Raw genomic sequence first — 17,121 nt, 5'->3', positions numbered from 1 at the left:
ATTTCCGACATTATTAACATTTTGCTTTTTCTCGTTCGTAATCATAAATTTCTGTCGGATAATTTCCGGTGAAGCAAGCTAGACATGAACCGCGCGTTTCTCCAGGAAACGGACGACCAATTGCTTCGACCATACCTTCGACACTTAAAAAAGTTAATGAATCAGCACCAATGATTTCACGTATTTCCTCCACCGATTTAGAGCTCGCGATTAATTCTTCCTTTTTCGATGTATCAATACCATAGAAACATGGGTTTTTAATTGGTGGTGAGCTGATTACAACGTGAACTTCTTTTGCTCCTGCATCTTTTAGCATGCGAACAATCCTTCTGCTCGTTGTTCCACGTACGATTGAATCATCAACCATAATGACCCGTTTACCCTCTACGACCCCTCTTACCGGTGAAAGTTTCATCTTCACACCTTGTTCGCGTAGACTTTGTGACGGCTGAATAAAAGTCCGGCCAACATAACGGTTTTTAATTAAGCCCATTTCATAAGGAATACCTGCAGCTTCAGCATAGCCAATTGCCGCAGAAATGCTTGAATCAGGAACTCCTGTGACGACATCTGCTTCAATCTTAGCTTCAAGTGCCATTTGCTTACCAAGATTTTTCCGAGCGGTATGAACATTAATTCCATCAATGTTGCTATCTGGACGGGAAAAATACACATATTCCATCGTGCACATTGCATGTTGACTTGAAAGTGAAAAGTATTCGGATGTGATGCCCTCATCATTAATGACCACAAGTTCACCCGGTTCAATATCACGGACGAATTCCGCTCCTACTATATCAAGGGCGCATGTTTCAGATGCAGCGAAATACGCATCGCCTATTTTCCCTAGGGAAAGTGGGCGGAAACCATGCGGATCTCTTGCCAAGATCATTTGGTTTTCTGTCATGACGACGAATGCATAAGCACCCTTCAACATACTTAAACTGCTTTTCACTGAATCTCTCACATCGGAATAACCAGAACGTTTAATCAAATGTGCTAGAACTTCCGTATCCGATGTCGTTTGAAAGATTGAGCCCTGTCCTTCTAGCTGTGCTTTTAACTGACGAGCATTGACGATATTCCCATTATGAGCGAGAGCCAGCCCCCCTGTATGTGAATTAAACAAGAAAGGCTGAACATTTTGATACCCGCCGCCGCCTGCCGTTGTATAACGGACATGTCCGATCGCGGCTTTTCCTGAACCGGAAAGTTCCTGCATTTTTTCAGCTGTGAATATCTCAGTGACAAGACCTTCACCCTTCGAGATAGACATCTGCTCACCATCCGTAACAACGATGCCTGCTCCCTCTTGACCACGATGTTGCAAGCTATGCAACCCGTAATAAGCAAGCTGTGCTGCATCGGGATGTCCCCAGACTCCAACTACGCCACACTCTTCATTTAGGCTTCTTATTTCAGCAAGCATGGTATAGCTCCCTTCCAAGCTGTTTGTAAATCTACAACGTCTGCTACCAATATCTTGTTATCGCCGCCTGCCGTCACTACTAATTTATTATCTGCTGTTACTGAACCAATACAAACGGCATCTTCAACAAGTGCTTCAAAAGCCTTTTGATTTTCAGGACTTATAGATAGTAAAAAGCGTGATTGCGTTTCACTAAACAGTTCGGATACGAGTTCTCCAGATAAATTCACTTTTGCTCCAAGGTTACTTGCTCCGAATAGAGATTCAGATAAAGCAACAGCCAAACCACCTTCCGCGAGGTCATGAGCTGATGAAACAAGTCCTGATTGAATCGCTGAAAGAATTTGCTGCTGACGCTTTTGTTCAACAGTTAAATCAAGTTCTGGAGCACGCCCAAATATTTTTCCTTCAAGCATTTTTTGTAACTCACTGCCCCCAAATTCCACTTTCGCTTCGCCGACCACATAAATCATATCTGATTCATTTTTGAACGTTTGCGTTGTGATATGTTGAAGATCGTTCACTAGGCCAACCATCCCAACTACTGGTGTTGGATAGATCGCTTCCCCATTCGTTTCATTGTAAAGAGAGACATTTCCTCCAATTACAGGCGTACTTAAACTTCGACAAGCTTCACTCATCCCGTCTGCCGCTTTTTCCAATTGCCAAAAGATTTCAGGTTTTTCTGGATTTCCAAAATTCAAGCAATCTGTAATTGCTAGAGGTTCTGCACCCGAACAAATAATGTTACGAGCCGCTTCAGCAACTGCGATTTTACCGCCTGTTTCAGGATCCAAGTAAATATAGCGGGAGTTACAATCTGTCGTCATCGCAAGGGCCTTATTTGTGCCTCGAACACGTACAACTGCTGCATCTGATCCAGGTGAAACGACTGTATTCGTACGCACCATGTAATCATATTGGTCGTATACCCATTCTTTACTCGAAATTGTCGGTTGCTGCAATAATGCCAAAAGGGTCTCTCTGTAATCTTCAATGTCTGGTACTTCTGCCGTCATACTTTGGAAGTCACGGAAATATTGCGGTTCTGCAGATGGCTTGTGATAAATTGGTGCTTCTTCAGCCAATGCATCAACTGGAACCTCAGCAACGATTTCACCCTGATGAGAAAGTGTTAGGTTTTTATCATCCGTTACTTCACCAACAGCAACCGCTTCTAGGTCATATTTCGTAAACAAGTCAACGATTTCCTGTTCGCGTCCTTTTGTAACAACGATCAGCATCCGCTCTTGTGATTCAGAAAGCATCATTTCATATGCTGTCATTCCAGTTTCACGTTGCGGTACCAAGTCAAGGTTCATTTTTATTCCTGATCCAGCTTTACTCGCCATCTCAGCAGATGAGCTTGTAAGACCTGCTGCTCCCATATCCTGAATACCAACAAGAGCATCATTTTGAATTAATTCAAGGCATGCTTCTAAAAGAAGTTTCTCCATGAATGGATCACCTACTTGTACGGCAGGCCGTTTTTCTTCTGAAGACTCCGACAACTCTTCAGAAGCAAATGTTGCTCCATGAATACCATCACGTCCTGTTTTAGCACCCACATACATCACTGTGTTGCCTACTCCATGCGCTTGGCCTTTTTTAATGTCCTTATGATCGATCAAACCGACACACATTGCATTAACTAGAGGATTTCCTTCATAAGATGGATCAAATTGAATTTCTCCGCCTACAGTTGGAATTCCGATACAATTTCCGTATCCTGCAATCCCAGCAACCACTTCTTTAAATAAATATTTCACACGATCATTCTCAAGCTCACCGAAGCGAAGCGAGTTCAACATCGCAATGGGACGGGCACCCATGGAGAAAACATCACGGATAATACCGCCGACACCAGTAGCAGCACCTTGATAAGGTTCAATTGCCGATGGGTGATTATGACTTTCTATTTTAAAAACAACTGCCTGATTGTCACCGATATCGACAATACCTGCTCCTTCACCAGGACCTTGAAGCACTTTCTCCCCTGTAATCGGGAATTTCCTTAAGATGGGTTTTGAATTTTTGTAGGAACAATGCTCTGACCACATAACCGAAAACAATCCAGTTTCCGTATAATTCGGCAGTCTGCCTAAGATTTTCTCCACCATTGCAAATTCTTCATCGGATAGTCCCATACTTGCATATAAACGATCCAATTTAATTTTTTCCGGACTTGGTTCAAGCTGTAATAACATGTGATTCCCTCCAGTTTTTTACGATGGATTGAAAAATCTTTAAGCCGTCTTTACTGCCAAGCAGCGAATCAACAGCACGTTCGGGATGAGGCATCATTCCGAGGACATTTCCTTGTTCATTTGTAATTCCCGCTATTTGCTCCAAGCTTCCGTTTGGATTTTCACCATCATAAGTGAACAAGATGCGGTTATTTTGTTTTAATTCAGCCAATGTTTCATTATCACAGTAGTAATTTCCTTCACCATGAGCCACTGGTATCGTAATCGTTTCATGTAATGAATAGCCTGTTGTAAACATGGATTGATTATTTTCAACCTTCAATCCTACATTGCGGCAAATGAATTTCAAGCCATCATTACGGCGCATCGCTCCAGGTAAAAGGCCTGCTTCAAGTAAAATCTGAAAACCATTGCAGACGCCAAGAACAGGCTTTCCTGCTTGAGCTGCTTTTACAACTTCCGCCATTACATTGGAGAAACGGGCAATTGCACCTGTGCGTAGATAGTCTCCGTAAGAGAAACCGCCTGGAAGGAGAATCCCGTCATATTCATCTAGATTGTCTGTGGAATGCCAAACATACTCCACTTCTTCCCCGAGTGCATCTTTTATCGCATGGTACATGTCGACATCACAATTGGAACCAGGGAAAACTATGACAGCAAATTTCATTGGGTGACAACCTCCTCAACATCATAACGGTAAGATTCAATTACCGTATTGGCTAATAGTTTTTCACACATTTCCTTCACCAGCTGATCCAAATCACGGTCCGTATCTTCAATTGTGAGTTCAATGTATTTCCCCACGCGTACATCACTTACTTCGTTATAAGTTAAACTGTGAAGTGATTGCTGAACTGCTGCTCCCTGTGGATCTAATACACTTTCGCGTAATGTGATATATACCTTAACCTTATACATGTTGAATACCCTCCAACTTTGCTAGAATTTTTCCATAAGCGTCTGTTAAACTACCTAAATCACGACGGAATACGTCTTTGTCTAATTTTTCGTTCGTTGCTACATCCCATAACCGGCACGTATCGGGTGAAATCTCATCAGCCAGTAGAATGGCTCCATCCGATGTTTTACCGAACTCCAATTTAAAGTCAATCAATTTAATGTCCATTTCTTTAAACAAGGTTGTTAAAACCTTATTAATTTCTTTAGCTTTTTCTTTTAAAATGGCTACGTCTTCCTTGCTTGCAAGTTCTAATTCTTCAATATGGTCTTCTGTTAACAGAGGATCACCGAGTTCATCATCTTTATAATAAAACTCAACGAGCGTTTTCTTCAGTGGTTGTCCTTCTTCAATGCCCGTTCTTTTAGAAAAACTGCCAGCAGCTGTATTTCGAACGACCACTTCCAGAGGAATAATAGAGACCTTTTTAACTAGCTGCTCCCGGTCGGAAAGCTTTTCAATAAAATGAGATGGAATATTTTCTTGGGCGAGCTTTGAAAATAGTAAGCTAGTAATTTGATTATTTAACTTACCTTTTCCAGCAATCTCTGTCTTCTTTTCACCGTTAAACGCTGTTGCCGAATCCTTGTATTCCACCCATACTATTTCACTGTTGTCCGTTGCATAAATCTGTTTCGCTTTACCTTCATACAGCAATTCTCGTTTTTCCATCTGTCCAGACCTCCACATTGTGAATATTATGAATCTTCTTTCTATTAGTTAGGCTTGGCAAACATATCAACCGCTTGGGATGGTATGTTTGCCGCCTTTATTTTTATAAACCTAAACGATCAAAGATTACATCAACATTTTTCAGGTGATGTGTAGGATCGAAACAATCATCAAGTTCTTCTTTTGTAAGCAAGCTTGTGATCTTATCATCCTTTTCAATCAGGCTTCTGAATGGAACCTGAAGCTCCCATGCTTCCATCGCTTTCGGTTGAACCGTGTCATATGCTTCTTCACGGACAAGACCTTTATCGATAAGAGATAGCAACACACGTTGTGAGAAAATCAATCCAAGTGTACGGTCCATATTACGTTTCATATTTTCTGGATAAACAGTTAAGTTTTTCACGATGTTGCTAAAGCGATTCAACATATAGTTTAAAGCAATTGTTGCATCCGGTAAGATGATACGCTCAGCAGAAGAATGCGAAATGTCACGTTCGTGCCATAATGCTACATTCTCATATGCTGTCATCATGTAACCACGGATTACGCGTGCCATTCCTGTCATATTTTCAGAACCGATTGGATTCCGTTTATGAGGCATCGCCGAAGATCCTTTTTGTCCTTTAGCAAAGAACTCTTCGACTTCACGTGTTTCACTTTTTTGTAAGCCACGAATTTCCACTGCGAATTTTTCAATGGATGTCGCAATTAGAGCCAACGTGCTCATATAGTGAGCATGGCGATCACGCTGCAATGTCTGTGTTGAAATAGGCGCTGCTTCAAGGCCCAGTTTTTCACAAACGAATTTTTCAACGAACGGGTCGATGTTTGCATATGTTCCGACAGCCCCAGAGATTTTTCCAACCTCTATGTTTTTTCTGGCTTCGTCGAAACGTTCGACATTGCGTTTCATTTCTTGATACCAAAGAGCAAGTTTCAAACCAAAAGTAGTCGGTTCTGCATGAACTCCATGTGTACGTCCCATTTGGACCGTATATTTATGTTCTTTTGCTTTGTTTTTCAGAATCTCAACAAAGTTATTTAAATCCTTCGAAAGGATATCATTCGCTTGTTTAATCACATATGAAAGGGCTGTATCAACTACATCCGTAGAAGTTAATCCGTAATGCACCCATTTCCGTTCATCACCTAATGTTTCAGATACGGCACGCGTAAAGGCAACCACATCATGACGTGTATCTTTTTCAATTTCATTGATCCGATCCACATTAAACGTTGCATTTTCACGAAGAAGTTGTACATCTTCTTTTGGAATTACACCAAGTTCAGACCATGCTTCACAAGCTAAGATTTCTACTTCCAACCACGCGTTAAAGCGGTTAGTTTCTGTCCAAATATTTCCCATCTCAGGGCGGGTATAACGTTCAATCATTTTACTTCCTCCGTTTCAACCTGTTGATTCCATATTTTACTTCGATTACTTTCTAAAAGAGCTTCCTCAATCGTTGGACGTAAAATATTCACATGCCCCATTTTTCGTTTCAGCTTGGCTTCTTTCTTTCCATAAAGATGAACCTTCCAATCTGAAAGCTTTGGAATTTCAACCAGTAAAGGTTCCATATGTTCACCTAGAATATTTACCATTACTACTGGTTTCAATAATGCCGTATTTCCGAGCGGCCAATTGCATACAGCACGTATATGCTGCTCGAACTGAGACGTCTCACACGCTTCCATTGTGTAGTGACCAGAGTTATGAGGCCTTGGTGCAAGCTCATTAATGATGATCTCATCCTGATCGGTTAAAAACATCTCGACAGCCAATGTCCCTATCAAACCAAGTTTCTCAGCAAGCTGTAAGGCCTCTTGAATCGCCTTCTTCTCAGCCTGCTTACTGATACGAGCGGGTACAATACTTTTATGAAGAATATTTTCAACATGAATATTTTCCGCAATCGGAAAATGACTTACCTCGCCATTTGTTTTACGCGTCACGATAATTGAGATTTCTTTTACGAAAGGGATCCAGGCTTCTAGCACACACACACCTGTTTGGAGCAGGGTTTCTGCCTTTCTAATATCGGCTTCTTCCTTAATGACCAACTGCCCTTTTCCATCATAACCGCCGCGCGTCGTTTTTAACACACTAGGGTACCCTATTTTTTCTATATGAAGATAAATTTCTGAAATATCCTGTATTTCTACATATGGGGCAACAGATGCTCCTGCATTCGATATAGCTTTTTTTTCAGTCAAGCGATCCTGTGTAAGCTTTAATAATTCTGACCCTTGTGGAAGATACGCATGTTGCTTTAACCAATCTAGAGCGTCTGAACTGATATTTTCAAATTCATAGGTTATAACGTCACTGACATCCGCTAATCTTTTCAATGCATCGATATCATCATAAGCACCAGTGATTTCAATATCTGCCACTTGCGCACATGGGCCATCTGTAGTTGGTTCAAGAACTGCTATTCTAAAGCCCGATGCTTTAGCCGACAAGGCCATCATTCTGCCTAATTGCCCACCGCCAATAATTCCAATGGTCTGTCCCGGTAAAATGATTGTATTATTTAAGTTGTTCACTGCTCTGTAACACCTTTTCTCTGGTTTCGTCTCGTAAAGCCTCTAATCTATCAGCAATTTTAGAATCGAAAGCAGCTAATATCTGAGCTGCAAACAAACCAGCATTGACTGCTCCAGCTTTCCCAATTGCCACCGTCGCAACCGGTACGCCACCAGGCATCTGAACAATCGATAATAACGAATCCATACCATTTAACGCCTTCGATTGAATAGGCACGCCAATCACAGGGACAATCGTTTTCGCTGCCGTCATACCTGGAAGATGAGCTGCCCCACCTGCACCAGCAATAATCACTTTAAGGTCTCGCTCTTTTGCACTCTCTGCATATTCAAATAACAAATCCGGCGTACGGTGGGCGGAAACGACTCTTTTTTCATAGGGAATCTCGAGCTGTTCCAATGATTCACATGCATATTTCATCGTTTCCCAATCTGAGACACTTCCCATAATAACCCCAACTTGCGGCTTCATATCTTTCCCTCCAACACTCATATTAAAACGTCCTGAGTATGCAGATGGACGCTTATAATTATCTATATCAAATTAAAAAACCGGGCAGACTGCTTCCTCATAGAGAAAGCAATCTGCCCGGAAGAAAGCCTTTAAAAAAACACAAAAAGACTTGGCTAGTTTCCGAATTAGTCAGATGCTTTTCTCATAGTCCAATGATTTACGGTCATTAGGTAGATACTTTTGGGCCATATTCCCAGGATTATATGAGATGTATTAATCTAACTTCATCTTACCTTCACGCCATTTTAATGTCAAGATAAAATCGAATATTTTTACAGGATATCAAAAAATCGTTCGTGTTTTACTCGATTAATTTCGCTTCGAATACGATTTTTCTATTAACTGGCTCATAATGAACCTTTCCATTCTCGATTCTTTCGGTAAAAATAGGTTCTTCTGTTCGTCTTACAGGAAAGTAACCTGCTGCTTTAATTCGATCTAGACATGCATCAATTGTTTCTCCATCTATTACTTCAAACTTTTCCTTACTCTTCTTACTCACAAAACCGTTCCTTTCCCGAATTCTATATTGTTTACCTTCCTTCGCATCAATACTTCGCTTATATTCATTAATAAATTCTTCATAGTATAATGAAAAGAACAGATAAAGGCAAGATTTATTCCCGAAGAAATCCATCGCCATTTTAATAAGTGAATACTTATAAAATTCCAAAAATAATTCCAACCTAGAAAAAGATTTTTTCTGGAAATATGCCATCCTGGTTAATCACATGTCGACTCCCTGATTATCAACCCTATTTTATTCGATACTCTTTCCCATTTTATAAACACAAAAAAAGACCAGCCAGAATGGCTGATCTTTTTGAATAGCTTGGCGGCGTCCTACTCTCACAGGGGGAAACCCCCAACTACCATCGGCGCTGAAGAGCTTAACTGCCGTGTTCGGAATGGGAACGGGTGTGACCTCTTCGCTATCGCCACCAAACAATAAAGGAACGTTGTTCCTTCAAAACTAGATAATAAGAAGGTATTTCATTTTTTAAAGCGTGGTTAAGTCCTCGATCTATTAGTATCAGTCAGCTCCACATGTCGCCACGCTTCCACCTCTGACCTATCAACCTGATCATCTTTCAGGGATCTTACTAGCTTGCGCTATGGGAAATCTCATCTCGAGGGGGGCTTCATGCTTAGATGCTTTCAGCACTTATCCCGTCCGCACGTAGCTACCCAGCTATGCCTTTGGCAAGACAACTGGTACACCAGCGGTGCGTCCATCCCGGTCCTCTCGTACTAAGGACAGCTCCTCTCAAATTTCCTGCGCCCGCGACGGATAGGGACCGAACTGTCTCACGACGTTCTGAACCCAGCTCGCGTACCGCTTTAATGGGCGAACAGCCCAACCCTTGGGACCGACTACAGCCCCAGGATGCGATGAGCCGACATCGAGGTGCCAAACCTCCCCGTCGATGTGGACTCTTGGGGGAGATAAGCCTGTTATCCCCGGGGTAGCTTTTATCCGTTGAGCGATGGCCCTTCCATGCGGAACCACCGGATCACTAAGCCCGACTTTCGTCCCTGCTCGACTTGTAGGTCTCGCAGTCAAGCTCCCTTGTGCCTTTACACTCTACGAATGATTTCCAACCATTCTGAGGGAACCTTTGGGCGCCTCCGTTACTCTTTAGGAGGCGACCGCCCCAGTCAAACTGCCCACCTGACACTGTCTCCCACCCCGATAAGGGGCGCGGGTTAGAATTTCAATACAGCCAGGGTAGTATCCCACCAACGCCTCCACCGAAGCTAGCGCTCCGGCTTCTCAGGCTCCTACCTATCCTGTACAAGCTGTACCAAAATTCAATATCAGGCTGCAGTAAAGCTCCACGGGGTCTTTCCGTCCTGTCGCGGGTAACCTGCATCTTCACAGGTACTATAATTTCACCGAGTCTCTCGTTGAGACAGTGCCCAGATCGTTACACCTTTCGTGCGGGTCGGAACTTACCCGACAAGGAATTTCGCTACCTTAGGACCGTTATAGTTACGGCCGCCGTTTACTGGGGCTTCGGTTCAAAGCTTCGCTTGCGCTAACCTCTCCCCTTAACCTTCCAGCACCGGGCAGGTGTCAGCCCCTATACTTCGCCTTGCGGCTTCGCAGAGACCTGTGTTTTTGCTAAACAGTCGCCTGGGCCTATTCACTGCGGCTTTTCCGGGCTATTCACCCTAAAAAGCACCCCTTCTCCCGAAGTTACGGGGTCATTTTGCCGAGTTCCTTAACGAGAGTTCTCTCGCACACCTTAGGATTCTCTCCTCGCCTACCTGTGTCGGTTTGCGGTACGGGCACCTTACATCTCACTAGAGGCTTTTCTTGGCAGCGTGGAATCAGGAACTTCGGTACTATATTTCCCTCGCCATCACAGCTCCGCCTTAATGGAAACGGGATTTGCCTCGTTTCCGGCCTAACTGCTTGGACGCGCATATCCAACAGCGCGCTTACCCTATCCTTCTGCGTCCCCCCATCGTTCAAACGATGTATAGGTGGTACAGGAATATCAACCTGTTGTCCATCGCCTACGCCTTTCGGCCTCGGCTTAGGTCCCGACTAACCCTGAGCGGACGAGCCTTCCTCAGGAAACCTTAGGCATTCGGTGGAAGGGATTCTCACCCTTCTTTCGCTACTCATACCGGCATTCTCACTTCTAAGCGCTCCACCAGTCCTTCCGGTCTGACTTCAACGCCCTTAGAACGCTCTCCTACCATCGACACCATACGGTGTCAATCCACAGCTTCGGTGATACGTTTAGCCCCGGTACATTTTCGGCGCGGAGTCACTCGACCAGTGAGCTATTACGCACTCTTTAAATGATGGCTGCTTCTGAGCCAACATCCTGGTTGTCTAAGCAACTCCACATCCTTTTCCACTTAACGTATACTTTGGGACCTTAGCTGGTGGTCTGGGCTGTTTCCCTTTCGACTACGGATCTTATCACTCGCAGTCTGACTCCCAAGAATAAGTATTTGGCATTCGGAGTTTGACTGAATTCGGTAACCCGTTGGGGGCCCCTAGTCCAATCAGTGCTCTACCTCCAATACTCTCATCTTGAGGCTAGCCCTAAAGCTATTTCGGAGAGAACCAGCTATCTCCAGGTTCGATTGGAATTTCTCCGCTACCCACACCTCATCCCCGCACTTTTCAACGTGCGTGGGTTCGGGCCTCCATTCAGTGTTACCTGAACTTCACCCTGGACATGGGTAGATCACCTGGTTTCGGGTCTACGACCTCATACTCATTCGCCCTATTCAGACTCGCTTTCGCTGCGGCTCCGTCTTATCAACTTAACCTCGCATGAAATCGTAACTCGCCGGTTCATTCTACAAAAGGCACGCCATTACCCATTAACGGGCTTTGACTACTTGTAGGCACACGGTTTCAGGATCTATTTCACTCCCCTTCCGGGGTGCTTTTCACCTTTCCCTCACGGTACTGGTTCACTATCGGTCACTAGGTAGTATTTAGCCTTGGGAGATGGTCCTCCCTGCTTCCGACGGGATTTCTCGTGTCCCGCCGTACTCAGGATCCACTCAGGAGGGAACGAAGTTTCAACTACAGGGTTTTTACCTTCTTTGACGGACCTTTCCAGATCACTTCATTTACCCCGTTCCTTTGTAACTCCATGTTGAGTGTCCTACAACCCCAAGAGGCAAGCCTCTTGGTTTGGGCTAATTCCGTTTCGCTCGCCGCTACTCAGGAAATCGCATTTGCTTTCTCTTCCTCCGGGTACTTAGATGTTTCAGTTCCCCGGGTCTGCCTTCAGTACCCTATGTATTCAGGTAAAGATACTGTTCCATTACGAACAGTGGGTTTCCCCATTCGGAAATCTCCGGATCAAAGCTTACTTACAGCTCCCCGAAGCATATCGGTGTTAGTCCCGTCCTTCATCGGCTCCTAGTGCCAAGGCATCCACCGTGCGCCCTTTCTAACTTAACCGTTAAAAAAGATCTTACTGATGCTTTGAAAAAATTAATTGCCTTCTATCTATTATCTAGTTTTCAAGGAACAAAGAAGAAAGAATTCCATCACTACGTGATGAGATCTTTCGAATCTGAATGAATTACTCATTCAAAACTGAACAAAACAAAAGCGCTCTCGTATTTATCCTTAGAAAGGAGGTGATCCAGCCGCACCTTCCGATACGGCTACCTTGTTACGACTTCACCCCAATCATCTGTCCCACCTTAGGCGGCTGGCTCCATAAAGGTTACCTCACCGACTTCGGGTGTTACAAACTCTCGTGGTGTGACGGGCGGTGTGTACAAGGCCCGGGAACGTATTCACCGCGGCATGCTGATCCGCGATTACTAGCGATTCCGGCTTCATGTAGGCGAGTTGCAGCCTACAATCCGAACTGAGAATGGCTTTATGGGATTCGCTTACCTTCGCAGGTTTGCAGCCCTTTGTACCATCCATTGTAGCACGTGTGTAGCCCAGGTCATAAGGGGCATGATGATTTGACGTCATCCCCACCTTCCTCCGGTTTGTCACCGGCAGTCACCTTAGAGTGCCCAACTGAATGCTGGCAACTAAGATCAAGGGTTGCGCTCGTTGCGGGACTTAACCCAACATCTCACGACACGAGCTGACGACAACCATGCACCACCTGTCACTCTGTCCCCCGAAGGGGAACGCCCTATCTCTAGGGTTGTCAGAGGATGTCAAGACCTGGTAAGGTTCTTCGCGTTGCTTCGAATTAAACCACATGCTCCACCGCTTGTGCGGGCCCCCGTCAATTCCTTTGAGTTTCAGCCTTGCGGCCGTACTCCCCAGGCGGAGTGCTTAATGCGTTAGCTGCAGCACTAAAGGGCGGAAACCCTCTAACACTTAGCACTCATCGTTTACGGCGTGGACTACCAGGGTATCTAATCCTGTTTGCTCCCCACGCTTTCGCGCCTCAGTGTCAGTTACAGACCAGAAAGTCGCCTTCGCCACTGGTGTTCCTCCAAATCTCTACGCATTTCACCGCTACACTTGGAATTCCACTTTCCTCTTCTGCACTCAAGTTCCCCAGTTTCCAATGACCCTCCACGGTTGAGCCGTGGGCTTTCACATCAGACTTAAGGAACCACCTGCGCGCGCTTTACGCCCAATAATTCCGGACAACGCTTGCCACCTACGTATTACCGCGGCTGCTGGCACGTAGTTAGCCGTGGCTTTCTGGTTAGGTACCGTCAAGGTACCAGCAGTTACTCTGGTACTTGTTCTTCCCTAACAACAGAACTTTACGACCCGAAGGCCTTCTTCGTTCACGCGGCGTTGCTCCGTCAGACTTTCGTCCATTGCGGAAGATTCCCTACTGCTGCCTCCCGTAGGAGTCTGGGCCGTGTCTCAGTCCCAGTGTGGCCGATCACCCTCTCAGGTCGGCTACGCATCGTCGCCTTGGTGAGCCATTACCTCACCAACTAGCTAATGCGCCGCGGGCCCATCTATAAGTGACAGCAAAACCGTCTTTCCATCTTCTCTCATGCGAGAAAAGAACGTATCCGGTATTAGCTCCGGTTTCCCGAAGTTATCCCAGTCTTATAGGCAGGTTGCCCACGTGTTACTCACCCGTCCGCCGCTAATCTCAGGGAGCAAGCTCCCATCGATTCGCTCGACTTGCATGTATTAGGCACGCCGCCAGCGTTCGTCCTGAGCCAGGATCAAACTCTCCGAAGAAATGTTTGACTTGCTCATTTTGCTTTTTGATAGTGTGTGCTCACTTTAAAAAATTAACGTTGGCGCTTTGTTTTGTTCAGTTTTCAAAGAGCAATTTCGCCGTCGTTCTTTCGAACAACTTGTTTATTCATCATAACACGCTATTGATTAGTTGTCAACTTCTGCGAAGTTTTTAACTTATTTTAAATCGCTGTGTTTTTCAGCGACCATTTCATCTTAACATTTTTATAATAAGAAGTCAATAGTTATTATTTCTTTTAGTAATCTACCAAAAGTGGATGAAGTTTTTTGTTTGTCGTACTTGGTGCTTATTTATATTAATCCTTTCCTACCTTAAAGTCAACTGATTTTTAGCTATGAATCTTTTTTTCTTTTTTAATTCATTTATTAGATTATATAAAGGTGTTAACTTAGTATAAATGCTTGTTCTAGTAATAATTCAAACTATGGCTTTTCCTCTAAAGACATTTAAACCTTTCATGATTCTATTCTTAAAAAATCTAAATGTCCTCTCTCTAACTATTAGTCAGTAAAGTGAATTTCTAAAAACAAATCCTTCCGGAGGGCAATGACTAATCTAATTATCAGGGAATGATACATGAAAGATGCACTTGGAAGAAAGATAAAGTCGTGGTCATCTATATTCAATCAAAATCCATAATTAACTCACAAATAGTTATTGAATAGCTTCTATTACAATACCTCAATGTTCAAGCACACGTAAGAACCTAGCAAACCTGTTAAGGTTAATACAGACGCATTGGACATATTAAAGGATTCACCCAAAGAGGTGAAAGAGTCAAAACATTTTTATCAACAGATATCTACAGATAGACAATGAAACCAAAGAAAGTAGCTTTATCCTTTATATACGAATGTTAACAATTATTTTTATTAAAATAGTAAATTCCCCTCTTTACCTACTCTTTCTTAGAGAATGTGGAAAATGTAAAGCTTTTGTCTATTAATAGGCTCCAATCTACCATCGATACTGATGCTCGTACTGGATAAAAGTCTGAAACCAAGTTTTATGAAGCAAAAAAACACATTTATCCATGTCTGAAGAATCATTACTTGTGTTAGATTCAGTTCTAGTAAAAAAGCAGAGTGATGCATATTCAACCACTCATTGAACGAATCTTGAAAAATGAGTAAATATTAAAGAAATATTAGCTGATATCCTACATACCTATTATCTAAATATTAGAAAAATATTTTTTTTACAAATTTACTGTCATGTACTATAATAAATTTATTTTAAAAGATTGAGGACAGACTTTTAATCATTATAAAAATAGTTGGGAGAGGGATTTATAAATGATTAATAAAAACACATCTTTGAGGATGCAAAGTATCGTTTTTATAGGTTTTATGGGGGTAGGTAAAACCACAATCGGACAAAAAGTAGCCAGGAAATTATATAGGGATTTTATTGATATAGATCAAGAAATTGAAAGAGAATTTAACATGCCCACCACAGAAATATTCAAGAAGTTTGGGGAAAAGACTTTCCGCGAAAAAGAAAAAAGTATGATTGATTACTTTAGCCAACAGCAATTGAAAATTATTTCCGTTGGTGGAGGGGCTTTTTTACAAGAGGATATACGGAAAATTTGTCTTTCTAATTGTATTGTGTTCTACCTTGACTTATCTTGGGAATATTGGAAAGAGAGAATAGGCTTGCTTATTGATAGTAGACCAGTGTTACAAAGTCGAAGCCTTGAAGAAATAGAAGAACTTTTTAATACTAGACAGGAAATTTACTCCTATCACCACTCAAAAGTGAATACGAATGATCTTGATGTTGAGGAAGTAGCAGATTATATTGTTGAATCATTGAAAGTGGCTTGGGATATTTACGAACCACTTAAGTAATTCCACGAGTTGATTGCCCAAGCCCTATAAAACCTAAGAAAAGAATAATAGAAAAGATGAAAAGAATACAGCGATAAGGGATACCCCCCTCTTCCTGTAAACTAATCACCTTTTTTTTCTTTTTAGGAGGATTCTCTAATAATCAGTTCGGGGTTTAATATAATACGCTGTTGTTCATGATCAATATTCACCATTTTTTGGTGCAAAAGATTTGCAGCTTCTTTTCCCATACGTTGAGGAAATGAAGAAACAGTCGTTAACGGCGGATGATAGATTTCTGCAACTGGAACATTATCGAATCCTACGATGTCTATATCTTGACCAGGAATCAATCCTTTCATCCTTAACCCTTGCATAACGCCGAAAGCAATTAGGTCGCTAAAGCAAAAAATTGCTGTAGGGGGGTCAGGATTATTAAGGACTTTAAATACAGCCTCTAACCCTCCCTCTCGTGTCGGAGCACTATCTATCATTAACGATTCGTCAACTTCCAAGCCCGCTTTGGTAAGGGCTTCGCGATACCCCTCCATTCTCTCAATCCAAGTAGAAGATTCCCTAATCCCTCCAAGGAATGCAATCCTTTTATGTCCCTTTTCAATCAAATGATTAACAGCTATTCGGGCTCCTTCTGGATAGTTAATACCTACATAATCGCTATTTACTTCAGGTAATTCTCTAACAGCAAGAACAAATGGTGTGTCAATCTCATTTAATCGATTAATCGTTTCTTGTGTACTTTCAGAGACGGGACAAAGAATTAAGCCGCCTACTCTATGTTCCAACATAGTTGAAAGGAGTTGGTCTTGCTTCGTAACTGAATCAAATGTAGTTCCCAACAAGACCGTATATCCGACCTCTTCTAATGCATCATGTACACCTATCAGGAATTCAGAAAAAAAAGTGTTTGAAATATCAGTAATAATTATTCCTACAGTATCGGAACTCTGCGACCTTAGATTTGCTGCAATTCTATCGTAAACGTAACCCAATTCACGCATGGACTTTAAAACCTTTTTTCGTGTTGCTACCGAAATTCGAGGGTTATTACGAACGATAAGGGAAGCAGTGGACGTAGATACGCCAGCATGCTTCGCTACCTGTTGCAATGTGACTCGACCTTTTTTGGGTTGTTTCATCGTTCAATCACCATCTTGAGTGTATTTTTGATGTATTGATTATAATCATCAATTCTTACTATAATAATAATATAGTTGTAGTTATTATTATACCCATAATATAAATTGC

At 42.8% G+C, this 17,121-nt stretch carries 11 protein-coding genes, 3 rRNA genes and 1 riboswitch; of the genes, 1 reads left to right on the top strand and 13 read right to left on the bottom strand.

Going from position 1 to position 17,121, the window contains the following annotated elements:
• Positions 1–13 precede the first annotated feature (13 nt).
• The 12 genes from purF to RE409_RS01965 form a co-directional block, all read right to left on the bottom strand.
• A complete protein-coding gene (gene purF / locus RE409_RS02020; RefSeq protein WP_053344207.1) occupies positions 14–1,429 on the bottom strand; it encodes an amidophosphoribosyltransferase in 1,416 nt (471 codons plus the stop codon).
• A complete protein-coding gene (gene purL, locus RE409_RS02015; RefSeq protein WP_309558419.1) occupies positions 1,414–3,636 on the bottom strand; it encodes a phosphoribosylformylglycinamidine synthase subunit PurL in 2,223 nt (740 codons plus the stop codon). The genes purF and purL overlap by 16 nt, the downstream gene beginning before the upstream one ends.
• A complete protein-coding gene (purQ, locus tag RE409_RS02010; protein WP_053344205.1) occupies positions 3,620–4,306 on the bottom strand; it encodes a phosphoribosylformylglycinamidine synthase subunit PurQ in 687 nt (228 codons plus the stop codon). The genes purL and purQ overlap by 17 nt, the downstream gene beginning before the upstream one ends.
• The gene (gene purS, locus RE409_RS02005; protein WP_053344204.1) at positions 4,303–4,557 is read right to left on the bottom strand and encodes a phosphoribosylformylglycinamidine synthase subunit PurS; all 255 of its coding nucleotides are present in this window, start codon (positions 4,555–4,557) and stop codon (positions 4,303–4,305) included. The genes purQ and purS overlap by 4 nt, the downstream gene beginning before the upstream one ends.
• Positions 4,550–5,269 (bottom strand): phosphoribosylaminoimidazolesuccinocarboxamide synthase, encoded by a 720-nt coding sequence (gene purC, locus RE409_RS02000; protein ID WP_309558418.1) that lies wholly within the window; start codon positions 5,267–5,269, stop codon positions 4,550–4,552. The genes purS and purC overlap by 8 nt, the downstream gene beginning before the upstream one ends.
• 103 nt (positions 5,270–5,372) lie before the next feature.
• Positions 5,373–6,665, bottom strand: a complete 1,293-nt coding sequence (gene purB, locus RE409_RS01995; protein WP_309558417.1) for an adenylosuccinate lyase — start codon at positions 6,663–6,665, stop codon at positions 5,373–5,375.
• Positions 6,662–7,822, bottom strand: a complete 1,161-nt coding sequence (gene purK, locus RE409_RS01990; protein ID WP_053344201.1) for a 5-(carboxyamino)imidazole ribonucleotide synthase — start codon at positions 7,820–7,822, stop codon at positions 6,662–6,664. Before purK ends, purB begins: the two co-directional genes overlap by 4 nt.
• Positions 7,806–8,294: a 5-(carboxyamino)imidazole ribonucleotide mutase gene (gene purE, locus RE409_RS01985; protein WP_053344200.1), complete on the bottom strand. Its 489-nt coding sequence runs from the start codon at positions 8,292–8,294 to the stop codon at positions 7,806–7,808. Before purE ends, purK begins: the two co-directional genes overlap by 17 nt.
• Positions 8,295–8,461: 167 nt before the next feature.
• Positions 8,462–8,563, bottom strand: a riboswitch (purine riboswitch).
• Between the two features lie 74 nt (positions 8,564–8,637).
• On the bottom strand, positions 8,638–9,009 hold the full coding sequence (locus RE409_RS30580) for an NETI motif-containing protein (RefSeq protein WP_397444151.1): 372 nt from the start codon (positions 9,007–9,009) through the stop codon (positions 8,638–8,640).
• Between the two features lie 157 nt (positions 9,010–9,166).
• Positions 9,167–9,282 (bottom strand): 5S ribosomal RNA (gene rrf / locus RE409_RS01975).
• A gap of 61 nt (positions 9,283–9,343) precedes the next feature.
• Positions 9,344–12,276: ribosomal RNA gene (locus tag RE409_RS01970) — 23S ribosomal RNA — on the bottom strand.
• Between the two features lie 175 nt (positions 12,277–12,451).
• Positions 12,452–14,001: ribosomal RNA gene (locus RE409_RS01965) — 16S ribosomal RNA — on the bottom strand.
• The 16S, 23S and 5S rRNA genes sit together here, the layout of an rRNA operon.
• Positions 14,002–15,318: 1,317 nt before the next feature.
• Here RE409_RS01965 and RE409_RS01960 point away from each other — a divergent pair.
• Entirely contained in the window at positions 15,319–15,876 is a 558-nt protein-coding gene (locus RE409_RS01960) for a shikimate kinase (RefSeq protein ID WP_201183247.1), read from the top strand.
• Positions 15,877–15,998: 122 nt separating this feature from the next.
• On the opposite strand, the gene RE409_RS01955 is transcribed toward RE409_RS01960, so the two are convergent.
• A complete protein-coding gene (locus tag RE409_RS01955; RefSeq protein ID WP_309558415.1) occupies positions 15,999–17,012 on the bottom strand; it encodes a LacI family DNA-binding transcriptional regulator in 1,014 nt (337 codons plus the stop codon).
• Between the last annotated feature and the right edge of the window lie 109 nt (positions 17,013–17,121).

This window comes from Peribacillus sp. R9-11, assembly GCF_031345095.1.
GTDB classification, from domain to species: domain Bacteria; phylum Bacillota; class Bacilli; order Bacillales; family DSM-1321; genus Peribacillus; species Peribacillus butanolivorans.
The sequence above is the reverse complement of the archived record's forward strand: the minus strand, read 5'-3'. Positions and strand labels throughout refer to the sequence as shown.

Coding starts and splice junctions, on each gene's coding strand:
- purF (WP_053344207.1), bottom strand. CDS start 1,429: ATGCTTGCTGAAATAAGAAGCCTAAATGAAGAGTGTGGCGTAGTTGGA.
- purL (WP_309558419.1), bottom strand. CDS start 3,636: ATGTTATTACAGCTTGAACCAAGTCCGGAAAAAATTAAATTGGATCGT.
- purQ (WP_053344205.1), bottom strand. CDS start 4,306: ATGAAATTTGCTGTCATAGTTTTCCCTGGTTCCAATTGTGATGTCGAC.
- purS (WP_053344204.1), bottom strand. CDS start 4,557: ATGTATAAGGTTAAGGTATATATCACATTACGCGAAAGTGTATTAGAT.
- purC (WP_309558418.1), bottom strand. CDS start 5,269: ATGGAAAAACGAGAATTGCTGTATGAAGGTAAAGCGAAACAGATTTAT.
- purB (WP_309558417.1), bottom strand. CDS start 6,665: ATGATTGAACGTTATACCCGCCCTGAGATGGGAAATATTTGGACAGAA.
- purE (WP_053344200.1), bottom strand. CDS start 8,294: ATGAAGCCGCAAGTTGGGGTTATTATGGGAAGTGTCTCAGATTGGGAA.
- RE409_RS01960 (WP_201183247.1), top strand. CDS start 15,319: ATGATTAATAAAAACACATCTTTGAGGATGCAAAGTATCGTTTTTATA.
- RE409_RS01955 (WP_309558415.1), bottom strand. CDS start 17,012: ATGAAACAACCCAAAAAAGGTCGAGTCACATTGCAACAGGTAGCGAAG.